At 73.7% G+C, this 17,453-nt stretch carries 14 protein-coding genes and 1 pseudogene; 11 read left to right on the top strand and 4 right to left on the bottom strand.

From position 1 onward, the window contains the following. From M4J07_RS18730 to M4J07_RS18680, 11 genes are all read left to right on the top strand, one after another. Positions 1-1,776, top strand: a complete 1,776-nt coding sequence (locus M4J07_RS18730; protein WP_255973342.1) for an acyl-CoA dehydrogenase family protein — start codon at positions 1-3, stop codon at positions 1,774-1,776. Positions 1,777-1,785: 9 nt separating this feature from the next. Beyond that, positions 1,786-3,570: an acyl-CoA dehydrogenase gene (locus tag M4J07_RS18725; protein ID WP_255973341.1), complete on the top strand. Its 1,785-nt coding sequence runs from the start codon at positions 1,786-1,788 to the stop codon at positions 3,568-3,570. A 57-nt stretch (positions 3,571-3,627) separates the two neighbouring features. Beyond that, entirely contained in the window at positions 3,628-3,903 is a 276-nt protein-coding gene (locus M4J07_RS18720; protein WP_255973339.1) for an acyl carrier protein, read from the top strand. After that, positions 3,903-6,920 (top strand): type I polyketide synthase, encoded by a 3,018-nt coding sequence (locus M4J07_RS18715; protein WP_255973338.1) that lies wholly within the window; start codon positions 3,903-3,905, stop codon positions 6,918-6,920. Before M4J07_RS18720 ends, M4J07_RS18715 begins: the two co-directional genes overlap by 1 nt. After that, complete coding sequence (locus M4J07_RS18710; RefSeq protein WP_255973336.1) at positions 6,917-7,951, top strand: 3-oxoacyl-ACP synthase III family protein; 1,035 nt, start codon at positions 6,917-6,919, stop codon at positions 7,949-7,951. The genes M4J07_RS18715 and M4J07_RS18710 overlap by 4 nt, the downstream gene beginning before the upstream one ends. Next, positions 7,948-8,193 carry an acyl carrier protein gene (locus tag M4J07_RS18705; protein ID WP_255973335.1) on the top strand — a complete coding sequence of 82 codons (246 nt, stop codon included), beginning with the start codon at positions 7,948-7,950 and terminating at the stop codon, positions 8,191-8,193. The genes M4J07_RS18710 and M4J07_RS18705 overlap by 4 nt, the downstream gene beginning before the upstream one ends. Then, positions 8,190-9,056 (top strand): 2-oxo acid dehydrogenase subunit E2, encoded by an 867-nt coding sequence (locus tag M4J07_RS18700; RefSeq protein ID WP_255973333.1) that lies wholly within the window; start codon positions 8,190-8,192, stop codon positions 9,054-9,056. The genes M4J07_RS18705 and M4J07_RS18700 overlap by 4 nt, the downstream gene beginning before the upstream one ends. After that, a complete protein-coding gene (locus tag M4J07_RS18695; protein ID WP_255973384.1) occupies positions 9,010-9,840 on the top strand; it encodes a 4'-phosphopantetheinyl transferase family protein in 831 nt (276 codons plus the stop codon). Before M4J07_RS18700 ends, M4J07_RS18695 begins: the two co-directional genes overlap by 47 nt. 78 nt (positions 9,841-9,918) lie before the next feature. Continuing rightward, positions 9,919-10,980, top strand: a complete 1,062-nt coding sequence (locus tag M4J07_RS18690) for an alpha/beta hydrolase (protein ID WP_255973331.1) — start codon at positions 9,919-9,921, stop codon at positions 10,978-10,980. A 91-nt stretch (positions 10,981-11,071) separates the two neighbouring features. Beyond that, positions 11,072-11,254, top strand: coding sequence for a hypothetical protein (locus tag M4J07_RS18685; protein WP_255973330.1), 183 nt, complete (start codon positions 11,072-11,074; stop codon positions 11,252-11,254). After that, positions 11,251-12,264: an alpha/beta fold hydrolase gene (locus M4J07_RS18680; protein WP_255973328.1), complete on the top strand. Its 1,014-nt coding sequence runs from the start codon at positions 11,251-11,253 to the stop codon at positions 12,262-12,264. The genes M4J07_RS18685 and M4J07_RS18680 overlap by 4 nt, the downstream gene beginning before the upstream one ends. A gap of 277 nt (positions 12,265-12,541) precedes the next feature. Here the strand turns inward: M4J07_RS18680 and M4J07_RS18675 are convergent, their stop codons facing one another. The 4 genes and pseudogenes from M4J07_RS18675 to M4J07_RS18660 form a co-directional block, all read right to left on the bottom strand. Then, the gene (locus M4J07_RS18675) at positions 12,542-15,289 is read right to left on the bottom strand and encodes an AfsR/SARP family transcriptional regulator (protein ID WP_255973326.1); all 2,748 of its coding nucleotides are present in this window, start codon (positions 15,287-15,289) and stop codon (positions 12,542-12,544) included. 42 nt (positions 15,290-15,331) lie between these two features. Beyond that, positions 15,332-16,414 carry an AfsA-related hotdog domain-containing protein gene (locus M4J07_RS18670; protein ID WP_255973325.1) on the bottom strand — a complete coding sequence of 361 codons (1,083 nt, stop codon included), beginning with the start codon at positions 16,412-16,414 and terminating at the stop codon, positions 15,332-15,334. 151 nt (positions 16,415-16,565) lie between these two features. Continuing rightward, positions 16,566-16,889, bottom strand: coding sequence for a ferredoxin (gene fdxA, locus M4J07_RS18665; RefSeq protein ID WP_255973323.1), 324 nt, complete (start codon positions 16,887-16,889; stop codon positions 16,566-16,568). Then, a pseudogene (locus M4J07_RS18660) lies at positions 16,886-17,453 on the bottom strand (2-oxoacid:ferredoxin oxidoreductase subunit beta); the annotation flags it as partial. The pseudogene M4J07_RS18660 and the gene fdxA, both read right to left, overlap by 4 nt.

Below are 17,453 nucleotides of genomic sequence, written 5' to 3'. Positions count from 1 at the left end.
ATGACGGAACGGACCCGCTCGGCCGCCGAGGAACTCGACGCGTTCCTCGGCGACCCCGACGACCCCGGTGGCTGGTTCTCGTACGAGCGCTGCGTGCAGCTCGACGACAAGGAGGAGTTCCCGGCCGACATCTGCCGCAGGCTCGACGACTGGGGCCTGCCCGGCCACTACGTGCCCGTCGAGCACGGCGGCCGGCTGACCGACTACGCGACGCTGCTCCAGGTCATGCGCGCCGTCGCCCGCCGCGATCTCACCGTGGCCATCGGGCACGGCAAGACCTACCTCGGCGGCATCTGCGTCTGGGTCGCGGGCACGCCCGCGCAGGCCGCGGGACTCGGCGCGGACATCCGGGCCGGCGTGCCCGTCTCGCTCGGCCTGACCGAGCGCGCCCACGGCAGCGACCTGCTCGCCGGCGAGGTGCGCGGCACCCCCGGCGCGACGGGCTGGCTCGTCGACGGCGAGAAGTGGCTGATCAACAACGCGACGCGGGGCAGCCTGCTGTCCCTGCTCACCCGCACCGACCCGGCCGGAGGCCCCCGTGGATTCAGCGTCCTGCTCGTGGACAAGCGCACGCTGGACCCGGCGACGTACCACCACCTGCCCAAGGTGCACACGCACGGCATCCGCGGCGCGGACATCTCCGGCATCTCCTTCGAGGGCGCGGCGGTCGACCGCTCCGCGCTCGTCGGCGCGGAGGGCGCGGGCCTGGAGATCGTCCTCAAGGCGCTGCAGCTGACCCGCACCATGTGCGCGGCGCTCTCCCTGGGCGCCGCCGACCACGGCCTGCGCATCGCCGTCGACTTCGCCGTCGAGCGCGAGCTCTACGGCCGCCGGCTCGTCGAACTCCCGCAGGCCCGCCGGGTCCTGGGCACCGCCGCCGCCGACGTACTGCTGCACGAGGCACTGGGCACCGCCGCCTCCCGCCTGGTGCACACCCAGACGGACGAGATGAGCGTCACCGCGGCCGTCACCAAGTACCTGCTGCCCAGCGGCACCGAGGACGTCCTGTCCCGGCTCACCCGGGTGCTCGGCGCCCGCGCCTTCCTCAAGGGCGTGCACGCGCACGGCTCGTTCCAGAAGGTGGAACGCGACCACCGCATCGTCGGCATGTTCGACGGCAACACCCTGGTGAACCTCAACTCCCTGGTCAACCAGTTCCGTTCACTGGTACGCGGCAGGCAGCGCGGCACCGGCGACGTGACCGGCGCCCTGGACGCCTACGACCTGTCCGCGCCGCTGCCCCGGCTCGACCCCGCACGGCTGTCCCTGGTCGCCCGCCGCGGCAGCGGCGTCCTGGCCGGCCTCGAACCCTCGGTGGCCCGGCTCGCGGAACTGGCCGCGCAGCAGCCCGCGCTGGCCCCGGCCGCCACGGCGGCCCGCCGCGTCGCGGCCGTCACCGACCGGGTCCACGAGGAGATGGAGCAGTGGAAGGGCCTCGTCGGCGACGTCCCGCCCGCCGCCTTCGAGGTGGCCCGCCGCTACGCCCTCTGCCACGCCGCGGCGGTCTGCATCGGCCTGTGGACGCACAGCGCGCCCCAGTTCACCGGCACCGCCACGGAACCCCTGTGGCGGGACGGACTGTGGCTGCGGGCGGCCCTCGACCGGATCCTGGACCGCCTGGGCGAACCCGGCGCCGGGGACGACGAGGCCCACGACGCGCTGCTCGACCACCTGATCACCACCAGGCGGGCCGGCGAACTGTTCTCGCTGCGCCCCCACCGACTGCCGAACGCGCAGGCCGAACCGGTGGCCGACGCCACCACCGCACGTAACTGAGAGGACGCCATGCTGATCGGTACCGCGGCCAACGGGCCGCACGGAGCGTCCGCCGGAGCACAGGGAACCCACCCGCCCGGCGGCCAGGAAGGCCGGGCCGTCGCCCGCATCGCCGAGCTGGAGGAACGCCTCGGTGACCCCACCGACGAGCGCGGCGAGCTCTCGTACGCCGCACTGCTCGCGGACGACGAGCGCGGCGAACTGTCCGAGCCCGGCGAGCGGGCCCTCGACGAACTGGCCCTCAACGCCGAGTTCGTGCCGGTGCACCACGGCGGACGCCTTGAGCGCATCGACACCCTCGTCCGGGTGATGCGCCAGGTCTTCCGCCGCGACATCGCCCTCGGACTCGGCTACGGCGTCACCTCGTTCATGGCCGCCGTCAACGTGTGGAGCTCCGGTACCGAACAGCAGCAACGCCGCCTCGCCGAGCTGCTGCTCGACGGCAAGAAGGTGTCGGTGGCCTACCACGAACTCGCCCACGGCAACGACTTCGTCCGTAACGAGTTCCAGGCCCGCCCGGTGGACGGCGGCTACCTCCTCAACGGCGCCAAGCAGGTCATCAACAACGCCGACCGGGCCGCGGCCTGGGTGCTGTTCAGCCGCACCAGCCCCGCCCCCGGCAGCCGCAGCCACTCGGTCGTGCTGGCCGAGCGGGACGACCTGGACCAGGACCGCTTCCAGGTCCTGCCGCGCTACGACGCGGTCGGCGTCCGCGGCTGCCACCTGTCGGGCCTGGACTTCACGGACTGCCCGGTGCCCGACTCCGCGCTCGTCGGCGAGGAGGGCAAGGGCGTCGAACTCGCCCTGCGGGCCTTCCAGATGACCCGCAGCGCGGTGCCCGGCATGGCCCTCGGCGCCACCGACACCGCCCTGCGCACCGTCACCGGCTTCGCCCTCGGACGCCAGCTGTACCGCAAGTCCGTCATGGACATCCCGCACGCCAAGGCGACCCTGTCCACGACCTTCCTCGACCTGCTGATCTGCGACAGCCTCTCGCTCGCCGCGACCCGCGCCGTGCACGTGCTGCCCGAGGAGACCAGCGTCTACGCGGCCGTGGTCAAGTACCTGGTCCCCAAGATGCTCACCGACGCGATGTACGACCTGTCCATCGTGCTCGGCGCCCGGTTCTACACCCGCGAGGGCGAGTTCGGGATCTTCCAGAAGCACGTGCGCGACCTGCCCGTCCTCAGCCTCGGCCACGCCGGCTCCGCGGCCTGCCAGGCCACGATCATCCCGCAGCTGTCCCGGCTCGCCCGCCGCGCCTGGTTCAAGGACGACCCGGCGCCCGCGAGCCTGTTCCGGCCGCGCGAGGACCTGCCCGGCATCCCCTTCGACCGGCTCACCCTCGCCAGCGGCCGGGACGGGCTCAGCGCCTCCCTGGTCGCCGCCGTCGACCGGCTGCCCAGTTCGAGCCCCGAGGAGCGGGCGGCCCACGGCGCCGCCCTGCGCCTCATGGACGAACTGCGCCAGATCCAGGAGCAGAGCCTCGGCCTCGCCCCGCAGGACCGCACCGCCCTGGCCAGCCCGGCCACCTTCGCCCTCGCCGACCGGTACGCGGTGCTGCTCGCCGCCGCCGCGGTGATCGGCGTGTGGCAGGAGGCCCAGGGCGGCCCCGACGACTTCCTCGCCGACCCCGCCTGGCTCGCCGCGGCCCTGCACCGGCTCGGCCGGCGCCTCGGCCACCAGCTGCCCGACCTGCCCGCCACCTGTGAGACGCGGCTGCACGACGAGGTGCTCCGCCGCTTCCACGACGCCCGCAGCTACGACCTCTACAACACCCCGCTGGCGGGCTGAGAAGCCTTCCCAGCCAGTCGAGTTGACCGACCGAGGAACTCTTCCGAGGAGCGCAGAATGTCCGTTCCCACCACCGGACGCACCACCGACGAACTGACCGCGTGGCTGTCCGACCGCATCGCCCTCTACCTCAAGCGCAGGCCTCAGGAGATCGACCCGAGCGTGCCCCTGGCCGAGTACGGCCTCGACTCCGTCGCCGCCCTCAGCCTGTGCGGCGACATCGAGGAGGACTTCGACCTGATCCTCGAACCGACGGTCGCCTGGGACTACCCGACGGTCCAGGCCCTCGCCACCCACCTGGCACAGAGCCTGGCCGAGCCGGCGGCGGGCTGATGGACCGGATCGCCATCGTCGGTCTCGACTGCAGGTTCCCGGGGGCGCCCGACGCGGGCGCCTACTGGGAGCTGCTGATGCGCTCGGGGGACGGGATCTCCTCGGTCCCCCGACAGCGGTGGGACGCCGCGGACTTCCACTCGCCGACCCCGGCGGAAGGACGCGCCAACACCACCGAAGGCGGCTTCATCGACGACCCGGACGCCTTCGACAACGAGTTCTTCACCGTCTCCCCCCGTGAGGCGGCCGCCATGGACCCGCAGCAGCGGCTGCTGCTGCAGTGCGCCTGGCGCGCCGTCGAGGACGCGGGGATCGCCCCGAAACAGCTCGCCGGCACGTCGACCGGCGTCTACGTCGGCATCATGGGCAACGAATGGGCCCAGCTGCACCTCACCGACTACGACCGGGTCAGCGCCCAGGTCGGCTCCGGCAACGGCTACTGCATGACGGCCAACCGGGTCTCCTACCACCTGGACCTCAAGGGCCCGAGCCTCGCCGTGGACACGGCCTGCTCCTCATCGCTCGTCGCCGTGCACCTGGCGGGCAACGCCCTGCTGTCCGGCGAGTGCGACTACGCCATCGCGGCGGGCGTCAACGTGGCGCTCACCCCCGCCCTGTCCATCTTCTACAACCAGGCAGGACTCTCCGCGCCCGACGGCCGCTGCAAGCCGTTCAGCGCCCAGGCCAACGGCATCGGCCGCGGCGAGGGCGTCGGCGCCGTCGTCCTGCGCCGCCTGGAGGACGCGCTCGCCGACGGACAGCAGGTGTACGCGGTCATCCGCGGCACCGCCGTCAACCAGGACGGCCGCAGCAACGGCATCACCGCCCCCAACCGCTGGTCGCAGCAGGAGGTCATCGGCGCCGCCTACCGCCGGGCCGGGATCGAACCGGACCAGGTGGCCTTCACCGAGGGACACGGCACCGGCACCGTGCTCGGCGACATGATGGAGGTGTCGGCCCTCGGCCACCACCACGCCGGACGCACCGGGCGGCCGATGGCCCTCGGCTCGGTCAAGGGCAACTTCGGGCACACCGAGGGCGCCGCCGGCATCGCGGGACTCATCAAGGTGGCCCTGTCGCTGCACCACGGCACCGTGCCCGCCAGCCGGTTCGCGGCCAAGGAGAACGAGCGGCTCGACCTGCGCGGCAAGGGACTGCGGCTGCTGAAGGCACCGCTGCGGCTGCCCCGCGGCGCCAGCGTCGCCGGACTGAGCAGCTTCGGCATGGGCGGCACCAACGCCCACGCCGTCCTGGAGTCCGCGCCGCCGGCGGCCGCCCGCCCGGCCGCCCGCCCCGACGAGCGGCCCCGGGGCATCGGCAGCGCCCTGTTCACGCTGACCGCGCCCAGCCCGCAGGCCCTGCACCGCAACCTCGCCGCGCAGGCCGACGCGCTGAGCGCCCGGCGGGCCCCCGTCGGCGCCGTCGGCTGGAACTCCCACCGGGTCAAGTCCGGCCACCGGCACCGCTTCGCGGTCAGCGCCCCGGACACCGCCACCCTCGTCCAGCGCCTGCACGCGGCGGTGGCCGACCCCGCCCTGTTCGCCGGCCTCACCGGAGAGGCGGGCGGCGCCCCGCGCACCGCGTTCCTGTTCACCGGACAGGGCTCGCAGTACCCCAGGATGACGGCGGGCCTGTACGAGGAGTCGCCGCTGTACCGGCACTTCCTCGACGAGGCCGACGCCGCGCTGCGCCCGCACACCGGCCGCTCCGTGCGGGACCTCGTCCTGACCGGCGACGAGTCGGTGCACCTCACTCAGTGGGCCCAGCCCGCCCTGTTCGCCGTCGGCCACGCCCTCGGCCGCACACTGCAGGAACTCGGCGCGGAGCCCTCGCTGCTGCTGGGCCACAGCGTCGGCGAGTACGCGGCCGCCTGCCTGGCCGGCGTGTTCCCGCTGGACGCGGCGGCCCGGCTGATCGCGGCCCGCGGCGCGCTGATGCAGCAACTGCCCGACGGCGGCGGCATGCTGGCGGTCCTCGCCGGTCCCGAGGAGCTCGCCGAGCGGCTGGCCGACGAGCCGGAGGCCGGGATCGCCGTCGTCAACGGCCCGCACGCCACCGTGCTGTCCGGCGACTCCATGGCGCTGATGCGCCTGGACAAGGAGTTCGAGCGGGACCGGATCCGCACCCGGACGCTGCGCGTCTCGCACGCCTTCCACTCGCACCTCATGGAGCCCATGCTGGACGACTTCGCCGAGGTCGCCCGCGAGGTCGGCGGGGGAGTGCCCCGACTGCCGCTGTACTCCACGCTGTACGGCAGGCTGCTGGACGGCGAGGCGATGGACGCCGACTACTGGGTGGCGCACATCCGCCGGCCGGTGCTGTTCGCGGACGCGTTCACCGCGCTGCGCGACGCCGGGCCCAGCCACACCGTGGAGGTCGGCCCCTCGCCCGTGCTGTCCTCCCTGACCCGCAAACTGCCGCCCCCCGAGTCCGGCACCCGGCCGGTCGTCACCGCCCCCGTGCGCGGCGCGGACTCCGGCGGCCAGGACCTGGCCGACACGGTCGCCGAGCTGTACCGCGGCGGCCTCGACCCGCGCTGGGAGAACGCCTACGAGACCCGCGACCAGGCACCGTACCGGCTCAGCCCGTACGCCTTCAGCGACGAGCACCGGTACTGGACCGCGGGCCCGGCCCGCCGCTCCGGCGCACCCGCGCCGACCGTCACACCGGACGGACCGGCGCGGCCGGCCGGCCGGAGCACGGACACCGGGGTGCTCGTCCTGGAACGCCCCGCGCCCGCCGACCCGGTGACCGAGGCGGCGCTGTCCGCCATCGGACAGGTCGGCGGCTACGAGGTGGCCGAGCTCGGCCCGCTGCTGCGGCTCTACGAGGACCTGGGCTTCGACTCCGTGATGGTCATGGAGCTGAAGAAGCGCCTGGAGGAACGCCTGCCCGCCCTCGCCGAACTGACGGTGCAGGACCTGCTGCCCCGGCTGGCGTCGGTCGGTGACCTCGTGGACTTCCTGCGGGAGTACTGCGCTCCCGCCATCGACAGCACCCAGGAGAGGACAGCATGAGCGACCACCCGCAGGACCGGCAGGTCCATCTCGCCTCCGTCGGCACGGCCCTGCCCGGCGAGGCGGTCGGCAACGCCGAACTGGCCCGGGTCCTGGGCGCGAACGAGGAATGGATCGAGATGTTCATCGGCACCAGGACCCGGCACTTCGCCCGGGACCTGAAGACCGGTGCCGTGCGCTGGTCGCTGGCCGACCTGTGCGCCCAGGCGGGCGAGCGCGCCATCGCCGCCGCCGAGGTGGACCCGGGCGACATCGACTTCGTCGTCCTGGGCACCGCCACCCCCGACACCCTGATGCCGGCCACCGTCAACAACGTCGTCGATCTGCTCGGCCTCGACCAGGTGCCCACCTTCCAGCTGCAGTCCGGCTGCGCGGGCGCGGTGCAGGCGCTCAGCCTGGGCCGCACTCTCATCGCGTCCGGCGAGTACCGCACCGGCCTGGTCATCGGCGGCGACGTGTGCAGCAAGCACCTCGACGTCGACCGCGACCTCGCCAAGGCGGCCCCCAGCGACCTGGTCAACTTCGTGCTGTTCGGCGACGGCGCGGGGGCCGCCGTCCTCACCGACGAACCGCGCGGCGCCCAGGTCGTCCTGCGGCACGTCCTGAACCGCTTCACCGGCCTGGGCCGCAAGCCGGGCCAGGTCATCGAGTGGTTCGGCCTCGCCGACCGCTACGACGACCGGCAGGCCCTCACCGAGGACTACAAGGCCATCGAGGAGCACGTCCCGGTGATGGCCGTGGAGATCCTCTGGGAGCTGCTCGGCGAACTCGACTGGAGCCAGGACGAGTTGGACTACATCCTGCCGCCGCAGCTGTCCGGCCGGATGACCCGCAAGATCACCGAACAGCTCGACGTGCCCTCGGCCACCGAGATCTCCTGCGTCGCCGACACCGGCAACAACGGCAACGCACTGCCGTTCCTGCAGATCGAGCGGCTCCTGGAGAAGATGACCGCCGGTCAGAAGGCACTCGCCGTCGCCATCGAGTCCAGCAAGTGGATCAAGGCCGGCTTCGCCCTGGAGAGGATATGACCACTACACGCCCCGCCTACAGCCTGGCCGACTTCGTCACGACCGTCCGCGACGAACTGGGCCTGCCCGTCACCGACGAGCAGGTCGCCGCCGACTTCGACGAACTCCCCGAATGGGACTCGCTGCACCTGCTCAAACTCGTCACCGCGGTGGAACTGGCCACCGGCCTCACCGTCCCGGTCGGCCGGGTCCTGGAGGCCCGCAGCCTGCGCCGGTTCTACGAACTGGCGGTCCCGGCATGACCGACGCACCGCAGCGGCACCAGGAACGGCGCCGCCGCCACACCCTGTACTTCCTGGAGTGGGCGGCCGGGCAGCGGCCCGTGCACCTGGACACCGACATCGACATGACCCGGATCCAGGCCCACCGGGCCGCCGCCCGCGCCGCCGGCACCCGCTACTCCGTCGTCAGCTACCTGCTGCACGCCACCGGGCGGGCGATGGCCCGGCACCCCGAGGCCAACGCGGTCATGGCACCGGGCTGGCCGTCCGTGCTGCGCCGGCCCCGGACCGTACGGTTCGGCCAGGTGACCGCGAAGCTGGCCCTGGACCGCACCGTCGACGGGGAGCGCACCGTGCTCTCCGCCCTCGTGCCCCGCCTTGAGCAGCTCTCGCTCGACCAGGTCCAGGAACAGGTGGACCGCTACCGGGGCGAACACACCGCAGCCCTCCCCGAGTTCAAGGGCGTACGGATGCTGGGGCGGCTGCCCGTCCCGCTCGGCAGGGCGGCCTTCGCGGCGGCCCTGCGCGACCCGCGCCGCCGCCCGGGGATCTTCGGCACGGTGTCGGTCAGCTCCCTCGGGCACGGCGCCGTCGACGGGTTCCACTCCGCCGGCGGCACCGCCGTCACCCTGTGCGCGGGACGCGTCGTGGACCGGGCCGTCGTACGGGACGGACAGGTCGTGGCGGCGCCCGTCATGCGGCTCGGGCTCACTTTCGACCACCGGGTGATCGACGGGGCGGCCGCCGCCGACCTGCTCGGCGATCTCCGCCAGACCATGGAGGACTTCGATGACGGCTCCAGGGAAACCCTCCCCGGGCCGGACGTTCGGCGAGCCGATCGTGATCACCGGGCCGCGCGGGGACTGGAACGGAGTCCGACGTGACCTCGCCACCCACGCCACCGCGATCCTCTACGCACGCCTGGACGACTGGCGTCCCGAGCGGGCCGGGGGACCGCGGCTGCGCGCGCTGCTCGGCCGGGACTGGGCCCGCTACCTGGACCTGACCCACCCCGAGGTGCGCACCCGGTTCGCCTCGTCGCGGGTGCTCCTGAAGTTCGCCGCGGGCGCCGCGCTGCACGTGCCGCCGCAGTCGGTCGAACTGGGCTACACGCCCTCGGGACGCCCGTACCTGCACGGCTACGACGGCGTGCAGATCAGCCTCAGCCACACCGAGGACCTGCTGCTCGTGGGACTCGCCACCGGCGCCGTCATCGGCGTCGACGCCGAACGCGCCGACCGCACCCTGTACGGGGCGGGACTCGGCCGGCACCTGTGCACCCCGCACGAGGCCGAGATGATCGAGGCGATGGCCGACCACGAGCGGGACCCGGCGATGGTGCGCCTCTGGACGCTCAAGGAGGCGTACAGCAAGGCCATCGGGCTCGGCATGCAGTTCCGCTTCACGGACTTCGGGTTCGAGACCGACGGCACCCCGACCGAGGTGCGCCGCCCGGACGGCACCCCCGGCTCCGGCAGCGAGTGGTCCTTCCGCACCTACGGGCTGCTCGACCGCTACACGGTCAGCGTGGCCGTGGGCGATTCCGGGTTCGGCGTCACCACCGACACCCAGGCGCACACCATGCTCGACGCCGGCATCGTCGACGCCCTGTCCGAGGTGCTCGGCCACGAGGAGGACGAGCGGCACGAGCGGGACGACTGGTGGTGAGCGGGCTTCCGGCGCCCGCTGTACAACCGGCCCGCAAGCGGCGGCCCGGACACTGACCGCACACAGCGGGGAGCCATCATGGACCAACAGCACCTGACCCAGCCAGAATTGACGGAGCATCACCTCCTGGAGCTCAAGGAGTTCGCCCTCCTGCACGCCCGGGGACAGGGCATGGCGCCGGGCAAGGCCGCCCGCATCCTGTCCGGGATCAGCAACGACCGGCGCGGCGACCCGGAGTCGTGGGCCGCCACCTGGACCCGGGCCGGCCGCGCCGCCGCGGTCCGCGGCCGCCACCTGGAGGCCTGCGCCCACTTCGCGCTCGCCCGCTTCCCGTACCACGGCGATCCGGTCAGGGCCGCCGCGGGACGGCTCGGCGTCGAGTCGTTCGACACCTGGCGCCGCGACCGCGACATCGAGCGGCTCGACATCCCCTTCCAGGACGGCCGGGTGGCCTGCTGGACCACCGGCCTCCACCCCGCCAGGCGCCGCCCGCTGCTGATCGTCATGGGCGGCATCGTCAGCGTCAAGGAACAGTGGGCGCCGCTGCTGCCCCTGCTCGGACGGCTGGGATTCGCCGCCGTCGTCACCGAGTTCCCCGGCGTCGGCGAGAACACCCTGACCTACCGGCCGGACTCCTGGGAGCTGCTGCCGCACCTCCTGGACCAGCTGGCCGACCGGGCGAACGTCGCCGACACCTCCCTGCTCACCCTCAGCTTCAGCGGCAGCCTCGCCCTGCACGCCGCGTCCGAGGACGCCCGGATCCGCCGCATCCTGACGGTCGGGGCACCCGTCGGAGCCTTCTTCACCGACACCGACTGGCGGCCCAGGATCCCCCGCATCACCGTCGAAACGCTGTGCCGGCTCACCGGGGCCGCCGACCACGACGCCCTCTGGTCCGCCCTGCCGGAACACGCCATCGGCGCCGACCGGCTGCGGCAGGTGCGGGTGCCCGTACGGTACGTCGCCAGCAGCCGCGACGAGATCATCCCGGCCGCCGAGCGCGGGCTCCTCGCCGCACTGCCCGACCTGCGGGTCAAGACGTTCGACGACGTGCACGGCTCGCCCGGCCACCTCGGCGCGATGCGCCGCTGGCTCTTCTCCCAGCTGCTGCTGTCCCGGCTCACCGGCCGCCGCCACTGACCCGTACCCGTCCGGCCGAGGCGCCGCCCCCACCCGAAGAGGACACCACACCGAACCCTTTCGCCCGCACGGACGTCGAGGAGACGCAGCCATGACTGACGGACCTACACCGAAGGCCACGACCGGGACGGTACGTCCCTGGCAGTCGCTCGCCTCGCTCGGTGTCATCGAGAGCGATCTGACGACCACCCGGTACCGGCCCGCCCCGGCGCCGTACACGACCGACGGCCGCCGCGGCCACAGCCGCCGCCACGGGCGGCGCGAGGAGGCATGACGTCCGTGTCCCTGTCCGCACAGTACGCACCCCGCGGCCCCCGCGGCGCCGGCATCCGGCTGCGCCACCGCACCGTGCACGGCCACCGCAGGGCCTTCCGGATGGCCGGGAAGGGCGACGCCGTCCTCCTGATCCACGGCATCGGCGACTCGTCCGACACCTGGCGGGACATCATGCCCGGCCTCGCCCGCAGCCACCGGGTCATCGCACCCGACCTGCTCGGCCACGGACACTCCGACAAACCACGGGCCGACTACTCACTGGCCGCCTACGCCAACGGCATGCGGGACCTGCTCAGCGTCCTCGGCGTCGAACGCGCCACCATCGTGGGGCACTCCCTCGGCGGCGCCGTGGCCATGCAGTTCGCCTACCAGTTCCCCGAGCGGTGCGAGCGCCTCGTCCTGGTCGGCACCGGCGGCGTCAGCCGGCACGTCACCCCGCTGCTGCGGGCCGCCTCCCTGCCCGGCGCCGAACTGGTCCTGCAACTGCTCCAGTTGCCCACCATGCGCTGGCAGGTGGGAGCCGCCGTCAAGGTCCTCCAGTGGCTGGGCACCGACCTCGCCGTCGACGCCCCCGACCTGCTGCGCGTCGTCGACGCCCTGCCCGACGCCACCTCGCGCAACGCGTTCGTGCGCACCCTGCGCGCCGTCGTCGACTGGCGCGGACAGGTTGGCACCATGCTCGACCGCTGCTACCTGGCCCAGGGCATGCCCACCATGCTCGTCTGGGGCGGCCGCGACCAGGTCGTCCCGGCGCTGCACGCAGGACTCGGACACGTCTCGATGCCGGGCAGCCGGCTGGAGATCTTCGAGGAAGCGGGCCACTTCCCCTTCCGCAGCGACCCCGACCGCTTCCTGTCGGTGCTGCGCGACTTCATCGGTACGACCCAGCCGGCCAGCTTCAGCCCCGAGCAGTGGCGCCAGATGCTCCGCAACCGCCGCCCCGCACCCCGCCGGCTCAGCGCCGCCGACCTGGACCCGGCCACCCTGCGCGCACTGCGCCCGGCCTGACCACCGGCCCGACCTGCGGCACCAGGGTCTGTCCGGCGGATCAGGTCGCATCCGAGAGGCCGTCATCAATCGGTGCGGGTGAGCGGGGTCTGGCGCGTCGAGATGCAAGGCGGAGGATTGAGGCATCGCGGAGCGATGGTGATTGACGACAACGCCGCAGGTCGGCGTGCCAGACCCCGCGCCCGCGACATGATCCGCCGGACAGACCCTGGCCCCGCCACGTCCTTCAGGACGCGACGGGGCCGCCGTCGTTCCGGGTGCCCGCCCGGCCGGCCGCTCAGCCCGTGGGCAGCTCGGCCACCGGCCCCTCGGCCACGGGAACGTCGCTCATCAGCCAGACCCCGGGCCGCACTTCGAGGTGCGGCCACGCCACGGCTGCCCGCCCCGCGGCACGGACCTGCTCCGCGAGCCGCAGCGCGTACCCGTGCCAGCGGACGTCGCCCAGCGCACCGGCCGCGCTCGCGCACCCTTCGAGCGACGCGAGGCAGTCGGCGGGCCGGCCCGTCAGGAGCGCGACCAGCGCAAGACCGCGCTCGGCCTCCGCGCAGCCCCGGGTGTCGCCCTCGGCCGCGGCCCGCTCCAGGGCCCGCCTGTACAGCGCGTCCGCACGGCCGAACTCGCCCTGCCCGAGCAGCACATCGGCCTCCCCGGTGGCGCAGCGGGCGGCCCCGATCCCGTCGTCGGTCAGCGCGAACAGCCGGGCCGCGTGCCGGTAGTGGTCCACGGCCCGCGCGGCGTCCCGACGCTGCCAGGCCAGATCGCCCAGCGAGCGCAGCAGCGTGGCCTCCGCGAGCGCGTCACCACTGCGGCGGGCCGCGTCGACCGCGAGCTCGTGGCCGATCCGCCAGTCGTCCCACACGCCGCAGGCCTCGTAGTAGCCGCTCGTCGCCGACGCCAGCGCGCAGGTCAGCCCCCACAGTCCGGCTCCGTGCAGCCGCCGCACCATTTCGAGCAGTCCCGCCGACTCCGCCCGGAACCAGCGCAGCGGCGTGCTCACCGCGGCGTCCCCCGGCGGCAGTTCCCCGGCGGCGGTCTCCAGCACGCCCGCCAGCCGGTCCCGGCCGGGGGTCAGCCGCGCGTCGGCGGCCCTGGCCCGCAGCAGGAAGGCCCGGCCGAGCCGGCCGATCGTCTCCGTGACGGTCTCCTCGCCGTCGACCTCGGCCAGCATCTCCAGGGCCAGCGAACGCAGCAGCGTGTGGTAGCCGTACCGCACGGCCCCGCCGGGCACGGTGTCCGTCCCCGACTCCTGGCGCACGTCGAGGAGTTGGGCGCGCACCAGCGCGCCGAGGAGCTCCTCCGTCGCCTCCGGGGCGGCGCCCAGCAGGGACTGCGCGGCCCACACGGGGAAGTCGGGCAGCGGCGCGAGGCCCAGCCGGCGGAACGCGTGCCGGCCGGCCTCCGACACCTCGTGGTACGCGGTGAGCAGGCTGCTGCGCACGTCGAGGTCGCCCAGCGACAGCGCGGCGAGCCGGGTGCGTTCGTCCTCCAGGCGGCGCGCGAGTCCGCCCGCCGTCCAGTGCGGCTGCACCGCCGTCCCGCCCGCCGCGACGCGCAGCGCCAGCGGCAGCCGTCCGCACAGCCGGGCGATCCGGGTCACCGCCGCCGGGTCCTCCGCCATGCGCGGGCCGCCGGTGGTGAGCAGCAGGGATTCGGCCTCTTCCTGGCCGAGCACGTCGAGGACCAGGTGCCGGGCGTGTTCCAGGGCGGCCAGCGGGCGGCGGCCGGTGAGCAGCACCGCGGCGTCCGGCACCGCGGCGAGCAGCGGACGGATCTGGGCCTCGGACACCGCGTCGTCGAGGACGAGCAGCAGCTCCCGGCCACGGGTGACGTGCTGCAACTGGTCGCTCAGGTCGTCGAGTTCGGTGGGGACGGCGGCGGGTCCTTCCGGGCCGGGGGGCAGCAGTCGGCGCAGCAGCGCGGCCATCGCGGCCTGCGCCGTGAGCGCCCGTCCGGCGGAGTCCCGCAGCGGCACCAGCACCCGGCCGGCCGCGAACCCCTCGACCCCGCGGGCCAGTTGGACGGCCAGGGCGGTCTTGCCGACACCTGGCCTGCCCGACACGGCCACTATGCGGGGCGCCGAGCGGTCGGTTCCGGTGAGCAGCACGGCGCACCGGTCGAGTTCATCGGCGCGGCCGGTGAAGTCGGCGAGCGGCGGCGGCAGCCACAGCGGCGGACGCAGGTCGGCGGGCGCCACCGGGGCGGTCCCGGCGGTCCTGGCGGAGGGGTGGCGGCCGGGGGCCGGGGCGTCGGCCCGGCCGCGCGCGGGGTGCCAGGCGAGCGCGGGGTCGGAGGCGAGCAGCCGGGCCAGGATGCGCTTGAGGGAGCTGTCGGGCTCCACGCCGAGCTCGTCCACCAGCGTGCGCCGCACCCGGTGGTAGGCCTGGATGGCGTCCGACTGCCGCCCGGCCCGGTACAGCGCCACCATGAGCAGCCCGTGCAGGCTCTCCCGCATCGGGAACTCGTGGGCCAGCGCCATCAGTTCACCGATCAGCTCCTGGTGGCGGCCCAGCTTCAGGTCCGCGCTGATCCGCTGCTCCAGCGTCTCCGAGCGCAGCTCGTCGAGCCGGATCGCGGTGGACTGGAGCGAGGACCCGTGCGGGATGCCGGACAGCGCCGGGCCCGTCCACAACGCCAGGGACTCGCCGAGCAGCCGGGACGCGTCGACGTAGTCCCGCTCGTCGTACGCCGTCCGGCCCTGCGCGCGCAGCAACTCGAAGAGGACCAGGTCGAGTTCGTCGGGCGCCACCCGCATGACGTAGCCCGGCGGCTGGGTCACCAGCGGCTGCCCGCCGGCGTCCGGCACCCCGTCGGGGCCCGCGAGCGCCTTGCGCAGGTGCGACACGTACACCTGGAGCGTCGTCGAGGCGGTGCGCGGCGGTGTCGTCCCCCACAGCTCGTCGATCAGACTGTGTGCGGACACGACGGTGTTGTTCTTCACCAGCAGGGTCGCCAGCACCACGCGCGGCTTGGCCGCCGTCGGGGTGCGTGGCGACATCCGCACCGGGCCCAGTACCTGAAAGCGCATGGTTGCTCCTTGTCTGTGCCGCCCCCGACCGGTGCGCGGCCGTCAGCAGATCTGCAGGACGGAGGTGCTGACCTCCGCCACGACCCGTATCCCCTGGGTGAACACGAGGGAGAGCTCGGCGAAGGGGCGCCCGGCGGCGTCCCGCCGCACCTCGCCCGGGGTGCCGCGGTGCTGCGGCCGCACCGAGCACAGGAGCGGCAGGCCCGGCTCGGCGAACCCGCGGAACGCGGCCTCCCACCGGGTCAGGACGGCGTGCCCGGGGGCGAGCCCGTACAGCTCGCCGACCCCGAACAGCGCGGCCTGCCGGGACGCTTCGAGGAACAGCGCGGCCGGCACCTCCGAACCCGAGTCGGGCAGCACCTCGCGGGCGGCGGGGATGTTGACCGGGAAGGTCAGCGACTCGTCGTCCTCCTCCAGCGGCAGCCCGATCAGTACGTTGCGGGGGCTGCACCGGCCGACGAGCTCGGCGCCCGGGACCCCGTGCCCGTCCGGCAGCCCGCTGTTGCCGCCCGCCGTGCGCTCGCTCTCCCGGCGGGAGTTCGCGCGGTGATTGCGGTAGACGCCCGGCATCAGGAACACCAGGCGGGCCCGGACCGTCCCGCACTCCTCGTCGTCGATGCTGATCGACGCCCCGCAGTCCATCGACCGCGGCACTCCCTTGACCACGTCGGCCGGGGTCAGGTCGAGGTCGAGGGTGAGCCGGGCGCCGGCGGGCGCGGCACGCTGCCACGAGGGCAGGGCGGTGATCGCGAACGCACAGTCGGCGAGCAGGATCCGCCGGTTGTCCGGCACCCGGAAGTAGCGGCCCGCCGCGAAGACCGCCATCTGCCGCAGGGACTCCATCGGGTACAGCACGTCGTGGAACGGGGCGGTGGAGTCGGCGAACAGCGGGTGCGCCTCGGGCAGCCGGGCGGAGAAGCCGAACCGGTGCCGGCCGGGAGGGGTGGCGGAGAGCAGGAAGCCTTCCGGGGTGTCGGGCCGGTGGACGAGGTGGTGCGGGCCGAGGAACGCCGCCGCGGGCGGCGGCACCTGGAGCGGCGCGGCGTCCGTGACGACGGCACCGGCCCGACCGGTGGGCAGCGAGCCGGTGGACGGGCCGGTGGATGGTGAGGAGGGGAGATTCATGGAGAGTCCTCTGCGACGGAGTCCGGTCGATGGCGCGCGGTGGCGTCGGCGAGCATGCGGGTGCTCTCCCCTTCACGGTCTCCGGTCCCACTGAAGAACCACGGGAGAGGCGGTGAAGGCCGCCTCCCGTACGGGCCCTCGGCGCAGGGCCTCAGTGCGGCTCGCTCACCGGTTCCCGCTCCACCACCGGATGGTCGGCGGCGAACGGCTCGACGCCGCTGGCCCCGGCCGGCGAACCCACCGCGGCGAAGATCTCCCGGTCGGCGGTGCGGTACCCGGCCCACTCCGTGGGGACGGCGTCCTCGAAGAAGATCGCCTCGACCGGGCACACGGGCTCGCAGGCGCCGCAGTCCACGCACTCGTCGGGCTGGATGTACATCTTGCGCGGACCCTCGTAGATGCAGTCGACGGGGCACTCGTCGACACAGGCCTTGTCCTGCACGTCGACGCAGGGCTGCGCGATCACATACGTCATGCCGAACTCCTTACGGTCCAGGTGTCGTTGCCGGCGAGGAGGGCACCGAGGTCGCCCTTGCCGTGCTGTTCGATGGCGGCGTCGAGCTGGTCGGCCATCTGGGTGTCGTAGACGGGGCGTTCGACGTCGCGGAAGACGCCGATGGGGGTGTGGTGGAGGGTGTCGGGGTCGGCGAGGCGGGAGAGGGCGAAGGCCGTGGTCGGGGACGCGGCGTGCGCGTCGTGGACGACGATCCGCGCGCGGTTGTCCTCGGTCACCGCGACGACCTCCAGCTCTCCGGTCCGTGCGTCGCGGACGACGCCCTTGCCCTGCTCGGCGCCGAAGGTGATCGGCTGTCCGTGTTCCAGGCGGATGACGGCGTCCTGGGCCTGCTGCTTGTCCTTGAGGACCTCGAAGGCGCCGTCGTTGAAGATGTTGCAGTTCTGGTAGATCTCGACGAGCGCGGTGCCCGGGTGGGCCGCTGCCTGGCGCAGTACCTCGGTGAGGTGCTTGCGGTCCGAGTCCACCGTCCGCGCGACGAACGACGCGTTGGCGCCGATGGCGAGCGAGACGGGGTTGAAGGGT

Source organism: Streptomyces longispororuber, from assembly GCF_024448165.1.
GTDB lineage: Bacteria > Actinomycetota > Actinomycetes > Streptomycetales > Streptomycetaceae > Streptomyces > Streptomyces longispororuber_A.
The sequence above is the reverse complement of the archived record's forward strand: the minus strand, read 5'-3'. Positions and strand labels throughout refer to the sequence as shown.